At 41.2% G+C, this 15,743-nt stretch carries 9 protein-coding genes; 8 read left to right on the top strand and 1 reads right to left on the bottom strand.

From position 1 onward, the window contains the following. Nucleotides 1–6: 6 nt before the first annotated feature. The 8 genes from RGE70_RS10540 to RGE70_RS10505 all read left to right on the top strand — a co-directional run bounded on the left by RGE70_RS10540 (nucleotide 7) and on the right by RGE70_RS10505 (nucleotide 14,325). The gene (locus tag RGE70_RS10540) at nucleotides 7–276 is read left to right on the top strand and encodes a DUF2835 family protein (RefSeq protein WP_310471405.1); all 270 of its coding nucleotides are present in this window, start codon (nucleotides 7–9) and stop codon (nucleotides 274–276) included. A 329-nt stretch (nucleotides 277–605) separates the two neighbouring features. After that, entirely contained in the window at nucleotides 606–2,654 is a 2,049-nt protein-coding gene (locus RGE70_RS10535; protein ID WP_310471404.1) for a DUF1302 domain-containing protein, read from the top strand. 18 nt (nucleotides 2,655–2,672) lie between these two features. Beyond that, nucleotides 2,673–4,037, top strand: coding sequence for a DUF1329 domain-containing protein (locus RGE70_RS10530; RefSeq protein WP_310471403.1), 1,365 nt, complete (start codon nucleotides 2,673–2,675; stop codon nucleotides 4,035–4,037). Between the two features lie 51 nt (nucleotides 4,038–4,088). Further along, nucleotides 4,089–5,105 carry a WD40/YVTN/BNR-like repeat-containing protein gene (locus RGE70_RS10525; RefSeq protein WP_310471402.1) on the top strand — a complete coding sequence of 339 codons (1,017 nt, stop codon included), beginning with the start codon at nucleotides 4,089–4,091 and terminating at the stop codon, nucleotides 5,103–5,105. Nucleotides 5,106–5,118: 13 nt separating this feature from the next. Further along, nucleotides 5,119–7,422 carry an efflux RND transporter permease subunit gene (locus RGE70_RS10520; RefSeq protein WP_310471401.1) on the top strand — a complete coding sequence of 768 codons (2,304 nt, stop codon included), beginning with the start codon at nucleotides 5,119–5,121 and terminating at the stop codon, nucleotides 7,420–7,422. A gap of 276 nt (nucleotides 7,423–7,698) precedes the next feature. After that, nucleotides 7,699–12,537, top strand: coding sequence for an NAD-glutamate dehydrogenase (locus tag RGE70_RS10515; protein WP_310471400.1), 4,839 nt, complete (start codon nucleotides 7,699–7,701; stop codon nucleotides 12,535–12,537). A 59-nt stretch (nucleotides 12,538–12,596) separates the two neighbouring features. Continuing rightward, complete coding sequence (gene pyrD, locus RGE70_RS10510; protein ID WP_310471399.1) at nucleotides 12,597–13,616, top strand: quinone-dependent dihydroorotate dehydrogenase; 1,020 nt, start codon at nucleotides 12,597–12,599, stop codon at nucleotides 13,614–13,616. Nucleotides 13,617–13,791: 175 nt separating this feature from the next. Beyond that, on the top strand, nucleotides 13,792–14,325 hold the full coding sequence (locus RGE70_RS10505) for a cell division protein ZapC (RefSeq protein WP_310471398.1): 534 nt from the start codon (nucleotides 13,792–13,794) through the stop codon (nucleotides 14,323–14,325). 518 nt (nucleotides 14,326–14,843) lie between these two features. On the opposite strand, the gene RGE70_RS10500 is transcribed toward RGE70_RS10505, so the two are convergent. Next, nucleotides 14,844–15,464 carry a peptidylprolyl isomerase gene (locus RGE70_RS10500; protein ID WP_310471397.1) on the bottom strand — a complete coding sequence of 207 codons (621 nt, stop codon included), beginning with the start codon at nucleotides 15,462–15,464 and terminating at the stop codon, nucleotides 14,844–14,846. Between the last annotated feature and the right edge of the window lie 279 nt (nucleotides 15,465–15,743).

Genomic DNA, 15,743 nt, shown 5'->3' with positions numbered 1-15,743 from the left:
CAATAGGTGTTTAAGCTGAGCTTTATAACCAATCGAGACAATGAAGTGCCGCAAACAAATCACGTTTTTCAATTTGCATTCAATATGAGTTATCAAGATTTTTTACCTTATTACAAAGGTCAGGCTACCAAAGTTGAAGTTATTGACACCAAAGGTAGGACGTTATGGATCAGTGCTCGGCATTTTAGACCTTTTTTTAGCCGCACAGGGATCCGAGCTCACTTCGAAATGGTCGTAGACACTAAAGGAAACCTAATAAATCTGCGCATTATTTAGAGTAATTACTTAAAACGGTCGCTTACTTAAAACTGTTCTATTCTTAGCAAACACCCTCTTGAATTTCACCCTTAATTAACTGTTTAATAACAAGTTAATGTTTTCGTTCATGCCTTACTTAATATTCGTTAAAGCTGATTTAAATGCAGCCCTTTAATCCCGGGGTGATATTGCTTTTAATGTCTGAATTCTTTTGATTATTATCCATATTTCACCCTTGCTCGATACGTGAAAATACTGTAACAATGGTGTTACCTGTAGGCTAGCAACATGTTGGTTATCAATTCCTATAACAAAAGAAATCCAGCAGGTTATGGAGAGAAGCTAAAATGAAAATGGTTAAAAAAGGATTTAATAAATCAGCGATCGCAGTAGGAATCGTGGCGGCGCTTGGTTTTGGCATGACAACGACAGCAAACGCTGTTTCATTTAACTGGGGAGAAATCGAAGGGACGTTCGATTCTACTTGGACCGCTGGAGCAAGCTGGCGTGTTGAAGGTCGAGATTGGGATAACCAGATTGGTAAAGTTAACCACCCACAGTTTGATTGGTCTGGTTACAGTGCTTTCAATAATACAAAATATAGTTCTTCCGAGATTTGGGCCCAACCTGGGTCGTATTCAAGTAACGGTGATTTAAGCAATTTGCTTTATTCTAAAGGCGATACAACCTCCGAGATTTTTAAGGGATTACATGAACTATCCCTGAAATATCAAAATTTTGGTGTTTTTGCCCGCGGTATGTATTTTTATGATACCAAGCTTAATGATGGTAGTTACGATTATACTGACCCGTTGACGGGGCAGGAATTTGACCCTTGTAAAGACGACAAAGCATCAGAAGTCCAATGTAAAGATATCCGTTTACTTGATGCTTTTGTTTACGCTGACTTTGATTTAAATGGTGGCACTAATCCGCTGTCTATTCGTGTTGGTAATCAAGTTGTGTCCTGGGGGGAGAGCACGCTTATTGCCCACGGGATAGGAGTGATTAACCCTGTTGATCTAAATATCCTAAACGCACCAGGTGCTGAGCTTAAAGAAGCCTTTAGGCCACAAGGTATGGTTTGGGCTTCATTAGGTTTAACTGATAATTTATCAGTAGAAGGTTTTTATCAATATGATTGGCAACCTATTTGGGTACCAACGCCCGGTTCTAGTTTTGCAACTAACGACTTTGCCGGTTATGGCGGCTATGGGCAAAATGCGCAATTAGGGTTTAACTCAAACCCAGACATGAACCTAGACTTTTTATTATCTGAATATAATACGCTTGCCGCTATGGTAGGCTCTGGGCAATTTGATGCTGCAACCTTAGGCGCTCTAGCCCTAGCTTACCCGACTAAGTCTACTTTGGTGCAAGATGATTCAGAAGCAAGTGATGACGGTCAGTGGGGGATTAAATTAGGATATTATGCACCACAACTCGGTGAGACTGAGTTTGGATTGTATTACATGAATTACCACAGTCGCCGTCCTTTAATCAGTGGTACAACTGCTAATTTTACGGCCGAAGCAATTGGCCGTGATTTACAGCGTCTTGGTGGTAAAGCGCAGTCTGGCGAAATGATGACACGCGAAGACCTACTAGCACTTGAGACTTTTTCAAAAGCACAAATCGTTTATCCTGAAGACATTCAGCTAATGGGCTTTAGCTTTAACTCATTGTTAGGTGATACCTCTGTTGCCGGTGAAGTTGCCCATCGTTTAGATGAGCCTTTACAAATTGACGATGTTGAATTGCTGTTTGCTGCAATGCCTCAGCAGCTTGCTAATGCTGGTCTGCGTCCAGATCTAGACGGTATTTCACAGGTGCAAAATTATGGCCCAGGAGAATATGCAGAAGGCTTTATTCGTTTAGATACCACTCAAGCACAAGCGACTTTTACCCATCTATTTGGCCCAACACTGGGTACAGATAATCTGGTTATGTTGGCTGAAATTGGTGGGGTATGGATCCATGACATGCCGAGCTTTGATGAATTGCGTTTAAATGGTCCAGGAACTGCTCGCTCTGGTGGTAATCCTGATATGCCCGGTATCATTGAGGCGGTGCATAATGGCCCCGAAACCAACCCATTCCCAACTGATTTTGCTTGGGGCTACCGTTTAGTTGCTAAAGCTGATTACAACAACGTATGGCGCGGAGTCAATATCGCACCTCGAGTCATTTTCTCTCATGATGTTGACGGTATTACGCCTGATCCAATGTTCTTATTTACTGAGGGCAGAAAATCAGTTTCGCTAGGCGTTAAATTTGACTACCAAAGCCGTTGGGGAGCAGATGTTTCTTACAACAGTTTCTTTGGTGGTGTGGGCACAACCAATGCGATGTCTGATCGAGACTATGTGTCGTTCAACGTTAAGTACTCCATCTAAATCACAAGGACATTGACTATGAAAAATCTTGCGATATTGTCTACTGCCATCATCATGGCATTAGGTACATCGAGCGCTTTTGCGAAAGTATCAGACGCAGAGGCTGCCAAACTAGGTAGTGAACTCACTCCCCTAGGTGCCGAAAAAGCGGCTAATGCTGACGGATCTATTCCGGCATGGACTGGCGGTATTACTGAACCCGTTGCCGGTTACAGTAAAGGTATGCATCACCCGGATCCATTCCCAGCTGACAAAATTGAATTTACCATTACTAACGCTAATAAAGATCAATACAAAGACTTTTTGAGTGATGGGCAAATCAAGTTATTTGAATTGTACCCTGACACTTACAAGATGAATGTGTATCAGTCTCGTCGTACAGCGTCAGTGCCCCAGTTTGTTTACGATGCAACCAAAGTCAATTCGACTCGCGCTGAACTAATTGATGGTGGCAATGGGATCACAGGTGCTTCTATTGGTATTCCATTTCCTATCCCTAAAACCGGCCTTGAAGTTATTTGGAACCATGTATTACGTTTTCGTGGGGTTGATATTAAAACTTCACGAAGCCAAGCAGCCCCCACGGCAGGTGGTAGTTATACGTTAGTGGAAACGACTGAGGAAATCCGTTTTCAATATTCACGTCCAGAAATGTCTTTGGACAAGCTAGCGAAAGAAAACACTCTGTTTTTCTTTAAACAAGTGGTCACTCAACCTGCGCGTCTAGCAGGGACGGCTTTACTTGTCAAAGAAACCATGGATCAAGAAAAATTGCCTCGTCAAGCATGGACATACAACACTGGCCAACGCCGTGTTCGTAAAGCACCGAATGTGGCATTTGATACCCCAGGTACAGTGTCTGATGGTTTAAGAACAACCGATGACTTTGATATGTTCAACGGTTCGCCAGTTCGTTATAACTGGGAACTCGTGGGCAAGCAAGAGCTGTACATCCCTTACAATGATTATAAATTGCATTCTGACAAGCTCAGCTATGACCAAATTATTACCCCTGGCCATATTAACCCTGAGTACGTCCGCTATGAAAAGCATCGTGTTTGGGTAGTTAAAGCGACATTGAAAGAAGGGATGCGACATATTTATAAAGCGCGTACTTTCTATATTGACGAAGATTCATGGCAGGTATCGGTTGCGGATCTATATGATAATCGAGACGAACTATACCGTGTCGCGGTTGCTCATGGCTTAAACTATTATGAAGTCCCCGCACCGTGGAGCACGTTAGAAGTGTTCCATGATCTTCAATCTCGTCGTTATATCGCAATGGGTCTAGATAATGAAGGTCGTATGTACGATTTTGATGCCAAGCTTAGTGAAGGTAACTTCACTCCTGCTGCGCTAAGACGTGCTGGTATTCGTTAAACCACTTTAAAGAGGGGCAGTTTGCCCCTCTTATATTCAAAGGAAGTTTGTATGTCGTTTAGCATGCTTCGATTTATCACTGTATGTACTGTAATTAGTCTATTTAATTCATCAGCCTTAATCGCAAAAGAAACACAATTAGAACAACAAATCCAACCTCTTGCTGCTCAGTCGCTTGTACTTGATATTGCCAAAAGTGGAGACAAACTAGTCGCCGTTGGAGAGCGTGGCCATGCTTTCGTTTATCACCATCAGTGGCAACAAGTTAACACTCCTACTTCAGCTCAATTGACCAAGGTATTTTTTATATCAGCTGAAAAAGGCTGGGCTGTTGGCCATGATGCGACAATAGTGCACACCGATGATGGCGGTTTAAGCTGGCAGTTACAAATGCAGTCGACAGACATCGATAAGCCATTTTTAGATCTACACTTTTTTGATGAAAACAATGGCATTGCTATTGGTGCTTATGGTCTGTTTTATCGTACTGCCGATGGCGGTCAAAACTGGCAAAATGAGTATCACCAAGAGCTATTGTTTGAAGAAGACGTCGCTTATCTTGAAGAGCTCAAAGCTGAAGACGAAGCGCTGTATTTATCTGAACGTAACACCCTATTACCCCATTTTAACCGTGTTATTTCAATTTCAAATGAGCAAATGCTTATGGTCGGCGAATTAGGTCTCGTTGCTGTTTCTAACGATAGAGGCATTAGCTGGTCTAAAAAGCCTTTCGCTTACGAAGGCTCACTTTTTAATGCCAATGTAGTCGGTAACAGTGTTTATGTTATGGGGCTACGAGGTCATGTATTTAAGTCGAGTAATGAGCTAACGGTATGGCAGGAAATTGCTTTACCTGTTGACTCAACGATTAATGCTGGGATCAGTTTGGCTGATTCTACATTACGCCTAGTGGGTAATGCTGGTGTCATTATTGATATTTCTGATAATGGTGCAGCAAAATTGATTGAACAGAGACAGGGGGAAAACCTTGTCGCGATTGCTAATGATGCCACAGGAGCACTGTGGGTTGCAGGCAATAAAGGTCTCATCAAGATAGAACAAAAATAAAAGGACCTGACTTATGTTAGATAAAATTGTAAACGGCATTGAATCCTTTCTGTTTAGGCATCGCGGTTACGTTATTTTCTTATTTATTATCACAACACTTTTTTTAGGGTTGCAAGCTAGTAACTTAAAAATGGATGCTGCTTTTGTAAAGAATATTCCGCTAAATCATAGCTACATGAAAACCTATTTAAAGCATCAAAAACAATTTGGTGGTGCCAATAGTATTATGGTTGCGGTAGAAGACACTAGCGGTAACATTTTTAATGCGAACTTTTTCGACTCACTTAAAAATGTACATGACCAACTATTTTTTATTCCAGGTGTTGATAGGGCGCAAGTTAAATCTTTATTTTCACCGGCGACCCGTTTCACTGAAGTAGTAGAAGATGGCTTTGCTGGCGGCCCCGTTATTCCGGCTGATTTTACAACAACGGAGCGGGGCTTGTCTGTTGTTCGGGGTAACATTGAAAAAGCGGGTATTGTTGGACGACTTATTGCCGAGGATTACTCGGCTGCAATGGTCAGTGCTCAGTTAATGGATTTTGACCCTCAAACCGGAGAGGCGCTCGACACTTTGGCGATTGCAGCTCAGTTAGAGCAAGAGCTGAGAACGCAATATGAAACCGATGAGATTAAAATTCATATTATTGGTTTCACCAAAATGGCGGGGGATGTTGCTGATGGTGCCAAAGGGGTATTGCTGTTTTTCTTAATTGCAATTCTTGTTACCGCAGTGATGGTGTACTTTTTTTCACATTCGCTCGTACTGACTGTGTTGCCACTGATCTGTAGTTTAACCGCGGTTGTTTGGCAGTTGGGTTTACTTACTGTGGTCGGTTTTGGGCTCGACCCCATGTCGATACTCATTCCTTTTTTAGTGTTTGCCATTGGTATTAGCCACAGTGTGCAGATGATCAATGCTGTTAAACGCAGGGTAGGTGACGGAAGCAGTACTAAAGCGGCAGCGGCTCAAGCATTTAGAAGTTTGTTAATTCCAGGCGGCGTGGCACTGTTGTCAGACACCATAGGTTTTATGACGTTGCTTGCGATTGATATTGGTATTATCAGAGAGCTTGCGATTTCAGCATCGCTAGGTGTCGCAGTGATCATTTTGACCAATCTTGTGCTGCTACCACTGATTATCTCATACACTAGTGTGCAAGCTGAAAAAGGCAATAGCACTGAAAAATTGAATAAAATTTGGCTTAAACTGTCAAATTTTGCCACGCCTAAATATGCATTTTGGGTATTGTTGATCACGGCCAGTTTATATGGTGTTGGTTTACAGCAAGCAGATCAGATGAAAATTGGCGATCTACAAGGTGGCGCACCAGCGTTGCATTTAGACTCACGTTATAACCAAGACACGTTTTTTATAACTGATAAGTTTTCAATTACCACCGATGTGATGACCATTATTGTCGAAGCATTTCCAGAAGCGTGTACTTATCATTCAGTATTAACTCAAATTGATAATTTTGAATGGCAGGTCAGTAACACGCCGGGGGTTGAATCTACTGCCAGTCTAGCTTCTGTTGCTAAGCGCGTGAACGCTGGTTTTAATGAAGGTAGTCCTAAGTGGCAAGTTTTACCAAGAAACACCGCAAGCCTTGTACAAGCGGTAGGGCGTGTACCTACCACTTCCGGATTACTAAACAGTGATTGCTCAGTAATGCCGGTATATTTGTTCTTAAAAGATCATAAAGCTGAAACGATAGAAGTTGTCATTGATAAAGTGAACCAATTGCAGCAGCAAATGGACAATGAACAGCTTAAGTTTAAGCTTGCTTCGGGCCCGGTGGGCGTAATGGCAGCCACGAACGAAGCGGTTGCTGAAGCGCAATTGCCAATGATGTTATATGTCTATGGCGCGGTATTTGTATTGTGCTTAATTAGCTTTAGATCTTTGCGCGCCACAATAGCAGTGATTTTACCCTTGTATGTTGTGTCTACTTTAGCTCAAGCCCTTATGACTCAGCTTGATATTGGCTTAGCCGTGAGTACCTTGCCCGTTATTGCTTTAGGTGTCGGGATTGGTGTTGACTATGGGATCTATATTTTGTCGACAATGGCCGTAAAATTAAGAGATGGCATGCCAGTACAAAAGGCATATTATGAGGCGTTAGTAGAGCGCGGAAGTGCTGTGATATTTACAGGCTTAACGTTAGCGATAGGCGTGAGCACATGGTTCTTCTCTGCACTTAAATTCCAAATGGACATGGGCATTTTGTTAACGTTTATGTTTTTGGTAAACATGTTAGGTGCGATTATTATTCTGCCAGCCATCGCCGCTGTATTTTGGCGTAAGCATAAATAGCTGTTAAAGGAATATATTAACGAATAAAGAGAAGCGAAAGCTTCTCTTTTTTTGCATAAAAAAACACTATAATTGATTGATATTTCACCTCGATGCCATAAATGGCATCAGTCAGCATTTCTCGCTGGCTGTACCACTAAAATAGTTCTCGAAATCTGCTAAGTTTAGTAATAGACTTCGCGCTATGACTAAGGTCACACAAACAGGCTTTGGTCAGCTTTTTCAAGCATTCATAAATTATAAAAGCGCTGCCATAGACCCTAAGGAAACAGCAACATGGCCTTGAAAGATGCAATGCCTTCAGTACTACTCGAAAATGTAGTTAATCTAATTCACGCTAAAGTTCCCCATTCTCAAGCAAAGCAAGTTGAGCAGTTCGCAACTTGTTTGTATGCGCACATGTCGAAAGACGATCTCGATGCTCGTAATGACAGCGATTTGTATGGTGCGGTTTTAAGCCAATGGAATGCACTTAATCGAACCGTCGTTGGTGAAGGGCATATTCGAGTGTTTAACCCAAGTCAGTCGAAACATGGTTGGGAATCAAGCCACTCTATTATTGAAATTATTCAACCTGATATGCCATTTTTAGTCGATTCAGTTGGCATGGCTCTTAATCGCGTTGGTATAACTGCTCATATGGTGCTGCATACACCGATGGCAATTGAGCGCCAAGATGGTGTGGTTAAACACGTTAGTTACCGTGCAAAAGACCATGCAAATGTCGACAACATCGCTGTATTTTTGATTGAGATCGATAGACAGAGTAGCGAAGCTGACATTAAAACATTGACCAAAGAGATAGAGTCTGTGATTGCCGATGTTGCCGGTTCTGTTAATGGCTGGGATGCAATGTCGGCGAAGCTAAGCCAAACGATTGACGAACTTGCTACCCGTCCATATCCTGGGTCAAAGGAAGAGCTAAACGAAGCGACACGTTTTCTTCAATACCTAAATGATCATCACTTTACCTTGTTAGGCTACCGTCGTTATGATTTACGTAAAGTAGAAGGTGATTTAGAACTGGTTGCCGATAAAACGACAAGCTTAGGCTTAATGACTAAATCAGACGAGCCTGAAACGGGTTTGTTGTTGTCTACTTTTTCAGAAAGTGCGCGGAAAGAAGCCCTTGATAGCAGCCTATTAATACTGACTAAAAGTAGCGAGAAAAGCCGAGTTCATCGGCCTGCATATGTCGATTACATCGGTGTTAAACGATTTGACGAACAAGGTAATGTGATTGGCGAAGACCGCTTTATTGGTTTGTACGCATCTAATCTTTATAACCGCAGTCCACGAGAAATCCCGCTACTAGCTGAAAAAGTGCAACGTGTTTTAGACAATTCAGGTCTCACGGCTCACTCTCATGATTACAAAGCGTTAATGAACATTTTGGAAACGCTACCTCGTGATGAATTAATTCAAGCAAGTGTGGATGAACTAGCAAGTGTTGCCCACGGCGTACTAGAGATGCAAGACCGAGACAAACTAAAACTGTTTGTCAGAAAAGACGGTTTTGGTCGTTTCTTGTCTTGCTTAGTCTATGTGTCTAAAGACCGCTACAACACTAAGCTGCGAGAAGACACACAACGTATTTTAGCGCAACATTTTAACAGTCGTGAGGCGGTTGAATTTACAACGTATTTCTCTGAGTCAACCTTGGCTAGAACTCACTATATTATCAAAGTAGATAACAACAATATGGATGTCGATGTGGCTGCAATAGAGAATAACTTGTCTGAGGCAGCGCGCTCTTGGGAAGACAAACTTGGCAGTGCTTTAATTACGGCTCAAGGTGAAGAAGCTGGAACATGTTTAGTTAAGCGTTATGTTAATGCTTTTCCACGTAGCTATAAAGAAGATGTATTACCAAGCTCTTCGGTGGTAGATATTCAGCATCTTGAAGCTTTAGATGATGACCACAAACTGGGCATGTTATTTTATCAACCTCAGGAAACGGCGCTCAATAATAGTAAAGTACGCTTAAAGTTATTCCACAAAGATGAGCCCATTCATCTATCTGATGTTTTGCCTAAGTTAGAAAACTTTGGTTTACGAGTGATTAATGAAAGGCCTTATGAAGTCATTACATCTGCTGGTGATACCTATTGGATTTTAGACTTCTTAATGACAACCCAAGGGGTTGCTAGTACCGATTTAGCTGATAGCCAAGAGCGTTTTCAAACCGCATTGTCGCAAGTTTGGAAAAAAGAGCTAGAAGATGACGGTTTTAACCGCCTTGTGCTCTCAACAGGCTTAACGGGTCGTGAAGTGTCTATTTTACGTGCATATGCTAAATATATGCGTCAAATCGACTCAACATTTAGCCAAGCGTATATTGAAGATACCTTTGCAAGGTATCCACAAATTGCTGATTTACTGGTTAAAATGTACATCCGCAAGTTCAACCCTAAACTTAAAACGCGGACATTAAACAAGTTTATTGAGCAGATTGATATTCGCCTTGAAGATGTTTCAAGTTTGGATGATGATCGAATTATTCGTCGCTACCTCGATCTTATTAACGCCACAAGCCGGACTAACTTTTATCAAGTCACAAGTTCGGGGAGTGAAAAAGCTTATGTATCCTTTAAGTTTGAGCCTGCATTGATCCCTGAAATGCCAAAGCCATTGCCAAAATACGAAATTTTCGTATATTCCCCTCGTGTAGAAGGCGTGCATTTGCGCGGCGGCAAAGTGGCTCGTGGCGGACTACGTTGGTCTGATCGACGTGAAGATTTCAGAACCGAAGTATTGGGCTTAGTTAAAGCACAACAAGTTAAAAACACCGTCATTGTGCCCGTGGGCGCAAAAGGTGGCTTTGTCTGTAAACAGCTACCGACAGACGGTGGCAGAGAAGCGTTTTTTGCTGAAGGCCAACAGTGTTACCGCCTGTTTATCCGCGGTTTACTCGATATCAGCGATAACATTATTAATGGCGAGGTGGTTGCGCCAACTAACGTCGTTAGACATGACGAAGACGATGCATATCTTGTGGTTGCTGCCGACAAAGGTACCGCGACATTCTCTGACATTGCCAACGAAATCGCTCAAGAGTATAACTTTTGGCTTGGCGATGCCTTTGCATCGGGTGGCAGTAACGGCTATGACCATAAGAAAATGGGCATTACCGCACGAGGTGCTTGGGAATCGGTTAAGCGCCATTTCCGTGAGATGGGTGTAAATTGTCAAACCACTGACTTCACCTGTGTAGCCGTGGGCGATATGGCAGGCGACGTGTTCGGTAATGGTATGTTGCTGTCTAAACACACACGTTTAGTGGCCGCTTTTAACCATATGCATATATTTATCGACCCGAACCCAGATGCTGCTATTAGCTATGTTGAGCGTGAGCGTTTATTTGCACTACCTCGCTCAAGTTGGGAAGATTATAACGCCGAACTTATTTCCAAAGGTGGCGGCATATTCAAGCGCTCTGCGAAGTCGATTCCACTATCGGCTGAAATGAAAAAAATGCTAGGCACTCAAAAAGCATCAATGCCACCACTTGAGTTGCTTAAACAACTGCTTAAAATGCCAGTAGATTTGATTTGGAACGGCGGTATAGGCACTTATGTAAAAGCCACAAACGAAACCCATGCAGAAGTTGGCGATCGTGCAAACGACGCTATTCGAGTTAACGGTAACGAAGTGATGGCTAAAATCATTGGCGAAGGCGGTAACTTAGGTTGTACGCAACTAGGTCGTATTGAATACTGTGCCAATGGTGGCAGGATGAATACTGACTTTGTTGACAATGTGGGTGGCGTTGATTGTTCCGATAACGAAGTGAACATCAAAATATTGCTTAACGCACTTGTCGCTGACGGTGAGATGACCGTTAAACAGCGCAATCGGTTACTTGAAGAGATGACTGATGAAGTTAGTCGTATTGTATTGCAAGATTGTAAAGATCAAACACGTTCTATTTCAGTAACCCAAGTACGTGGGGCTGAGCAGCTAAAAGAGCAAATCAGATTTATCCAACACCTTGAAAAAGAAGGCAAGTTGGATAGAACATTAGAGTTTTTGCCTAGTGAAGACGAGCTTGCAGATAGATTAGTTAACGGTAAGTGTTTAACTCGTCCTGAGTTGTCAGTGTTGGTTGCTTACGCCAAAATGGTATTAAAAGAGCAATTACTCACGCCAGTAATTACCGAAGATAGCTTCTTGAGTCAGTTACTGGTTGCGTATTTCCCGCAACAATTGCAAGAAAACTATATAACAAATATGGTCGCTCATCCGTTACGTGGCGAGATTATTGCAACCTCGTTAGCCAATGAATTGGTTAACGATATGGGGCTTAATTTTGTTCAACGTATGCAAGATGAGACAGGTGCCTCAGTCGCAGAAGCTGCCATCTGTTACACTATGGCTCGCGAGGTGTTTGGTTTAGCTGAATTAACTAAATCTATTACTGATCTCAATGGCCTAATTCCAGCTGTTGTACAGTGTGAAATGCTGCATCAGTTACGACGTAATATTCGTCGTGCTAGCCGTTGGTTCTTGCGTCATCGTAATCGAAACCTCAATATTGAACAGACGGTAGAGTTTTTCAGACCAGTGCTGACAGAGCTCAAAGCTAATGTACATCAATACATGGTTAACGATGAAGTTGAAGCGATACACGCAGAGTCTAATGCATTAATTAAAGAAGGTGTACCAGAAGACGTCGCAATGGTTGTTGCTAACGTGAGTACATTATTCTCCGCATTAGATATAGCTCAAATTTGTGATCTTGAAACCAAGCCAGTAGCATTAGTTGCTGAAACCTACTTTAAGTTAGGTGCAAGTGTAGATTTGCATTGGTTCCTTGAACAAATTAGCGCACAGCCGGTATCAAACCATTGGCAGGCATTAGCAAGAGCAGCCTTTAGAGAAGAGCTAGATTGGCAGCAACGTTCATTAAGTTCGGTCGTGTTGCGAACATGCACAGAAAGTTGTGATGCTAATCAGATCATTTCACAATGGATAGAGTCAAACCAAAGTTTATTAGAACGTTGGTTCCATATGTTAGCTGACTTTAAAACCTCGCAAAGCCATGAGTTTGCAAAGTTCTCGGTTGCTTTACGTGAACTTAATCTTTTGATCCTGCATTGTGAAGGACAAAAGTAATCTGATATTAATCAGAAGCCCTGGCATTAGCTGGGGCTTTTTTAGGTCTAGGAGAAACCATGTTTTACAAAATCGCACAAAAGTTCATGTTTCAGATGGATCCTGAAATGGCTCATAATTTTGCTGTAGGTGCATTAAAAGCTACGGGAAACACTCCGTTAAATTGCTTCTACGGGCAGAATATTAAGCCCGCTCCAGTGACTATGATGGGTTTAACTTTTCCTAACCCTGTCGGACTCGCGGCCGGTATGGATAAAGATGGTGAATGTATTGATGCTTTTCATGCGATGGGTTTTGGTCACATTGAAGTTGGTACTGTTACACCGCGACCACAACCGGGTAATGATCTACCAAGATTGTTCAGACTAAAGCCAGCTAAAGCCATTATCAACCGCATGGGATTTAACAACAAAGGCGTTGATAGTTTAGTGGAAAACCTTAAAGCCGTTAAATCTAATGCGATGGTTGGGGTCAATATTGGTAAAAATAAAGATACTCCAGTCGAGTTGGGTAAAGAAGATTATTTAATCTGTATGGATAAAGTTTATCCTTACGCAGCTTACATAGCGGTTAATATTTCATCGCCTAACACACCAGGTTTACGATCATTGCAATACGGTGATCTACTTGATGATCTTCTTGGATCATTAAAACAGAAGCAAAAAGATCTTACTGAAAAGCATGGTAAATATGTACCAATAGCATTAAAAATAGCACCAGACCTTTCAAGTGACGAGATTGAAAAAATTTCAAACTCACTGGTCAGAAATGAATTTGATGCTGCTATTGCAACCAATACAACCCTAACCCGTGATGGTGTTAGTGGGCTACTTAATGCAAATGAAGCGGGTGGTTTGAGTGGTAAGCCATTGAAATCATTGTCTACAGTTGTAATTAAGCAATTAGCAGATTGTCTTAAAGGCAAAATTCCGATTATTGGAGTAGGTGGCATTGATTGCGCTGCTGATGCGCTTGATAAATTAGATGCCGGTGCAGAAATGGTGCAAATTTATTCTGGTTTTATATATCAAGGTCCAGAATTAATTAAAGATATCGTAGAAGCGTATCGTATAAAATAACAGCAAAACACTGGTTAAATATTATATTGATCATAAAGCGATCATTTAGATCTATAAAAGGATCTTGGTGATCGTTTTTTTATTTTAATAAAGTGTGAAATCCGTTATAAATTTATTTTGATATTGATGAAATTATCATCTATTATCCAATTGTATCTAAATAAAGGTAAACGATATGTTATTAATGCCAAAAAGGGATTGGCAATGGGAATATAATGAAACTAATGGTGTGTTAATGGTTTCATTGGGTTGTGATATGGAGTTTTTATCACCTTACAAACTTAAGTCCCTAATACCAGATGCCAAAATAAAAACAGAGTTTAGCGTTGAACATGCTAAGTTCTATATTGCATTAGTTGACCGTTTATCTAAAACACTGTCGCTAAAAGATCCGCAAATAGTGCAAATCGCACTTAATGCTACAGCTGCTCACTTCCTATTAAAGCCACAAATGCCAAAATCTTGGTTTTTTGATGTATCCCATGAGTGTGTTTATAGCGATGTTGGTAAGATATTCCAACTTAAAACGTCCGAACATACCGTATCTGCCATGGTTGTCGAAGCAGGGTTACAAGCATCACTAATGATGATTATATCGCCTGAGTGCCGTTTGAGCGAGAGTAAGGTGCTTGCTCAGTTTGAGACCATTAAAGTCATGCATAATCGTTTAGCTCCAATGGCTATTGAACATAAAGTTAACGTTGCTTAGTTAATACAGCGCTTAATGTATTAAGGTCATATAAGCTCGTAAAACAGATCAGTACTAGCATTATTATCGCAAGTGACAATAGCCTAATTTTAAGCCAAAGGTAAAATTAAACTGGCTATGACATATCTTGCAATTACACACTAGCAAATTGTATTGTTAGCGTAAGACTTAACTCTGTCCACACATCATCTATAGCCAAATATAAAATTACTAATCTGATAGAAACTCCTGCTCGAATTTTAGCGGTTGAGCTTATCGTCAAAAATAGTGCCTAATCATTAATATTTTATCAAAGTAGCTATCGAAACAATGCTTGGGTAGTTAGGTTAGTGTTTTATGCTATTTGATTTCATTTTCACAGCGGTATTTAAAGCCAAAATATTTAAATGAGCCGACTTAGTTAGGTTCGTTCTTGCTCACAACTTAATTAAATGATTTGTTAAAACGTTATGAACTATAAATGTGAGAATGATTTTTCATTCCCACATTTACTTAATGTTTTGTAGCCAGATGATGAGCTATATTGAAGGGCAGCTCATTTCAGTGACAGATGTAATTAATATTTCAGTGACTGGTACGTCAACTCTTCCAGATACCGCATGGGTATCGACAATACTAATCGCATCTGCGATGTCCATTCCGCTGATGACTTTTCCAAAAACAGCGTAACCATCTGAGCTGTCAGATGCATCGAGATGTGGATTGTCTAGCACATTAATAAAAAATTGCGATGTAGCTGAATCAGGAGCACTGGTACGAGCCATTGCAATGGTACCGCGTTCATTACTTATACCAACGCTGGCTTCATTTATAATCGGGTCATTGGCTGCTTTGGTTACAAGTCCTGAAGTCAAGCCACCACCTTGGATCATGAAATTATTAATTGCACGATGAAACAAGGTGCCAGCATAAAAATCACTATCTACATAATCTTTAAAGTTGTTACCCGTAATAGGTGTATTAGTTAAGTCGATGGCGAGGCTGATATCCCCTTTGGTGGTCGACATTAAGTAGCAAACATCGGCGCTAAGAGTCGGTACTTCAGGCTCTATTATCGGCGTTGGTTTGCTGGAATCATCTGAGCCTGAACCACAAGCGGTAATGATTAAACATGTTAGAAGAGGTAAAAATCGTTTCATACTGCACCTTTTTTTATTGTTATAGGTAAAGCCACTTAAGCGGCATTGATAATCGTGTTACTGAGTTGTTGCCATTATTTCGGTAGGCAGTTTACAGGGTGAAGAAAATTGAGCAACAGCGGAATACTTAAGGTTACAAAATGTTGCATATAAAATGTATAAAATATCAACACTTTGAGTTAGGAGGTATGCATGGCTGCTCATACAATCTTTGCTAGATTGGTTTTTCTGTCATAGCCGAAGGGATCAAGCTCTGTTGATGGAGTAGAGCTCCGCTTT

It is taken from the genome of Shewanella youngdeokensis, from assembly GCF_033180165.1.
Classification (GTDB): domain Bacteria; phylum Pseudomonadota; class Gammaproteobacteria; order Enterobacterales; family Shewanellaceae; genus Shewanella; species Shewanella youngdeokensis.
This window is presented reverse-complemented; position numbering and strand designations above follow the sequence as displayed.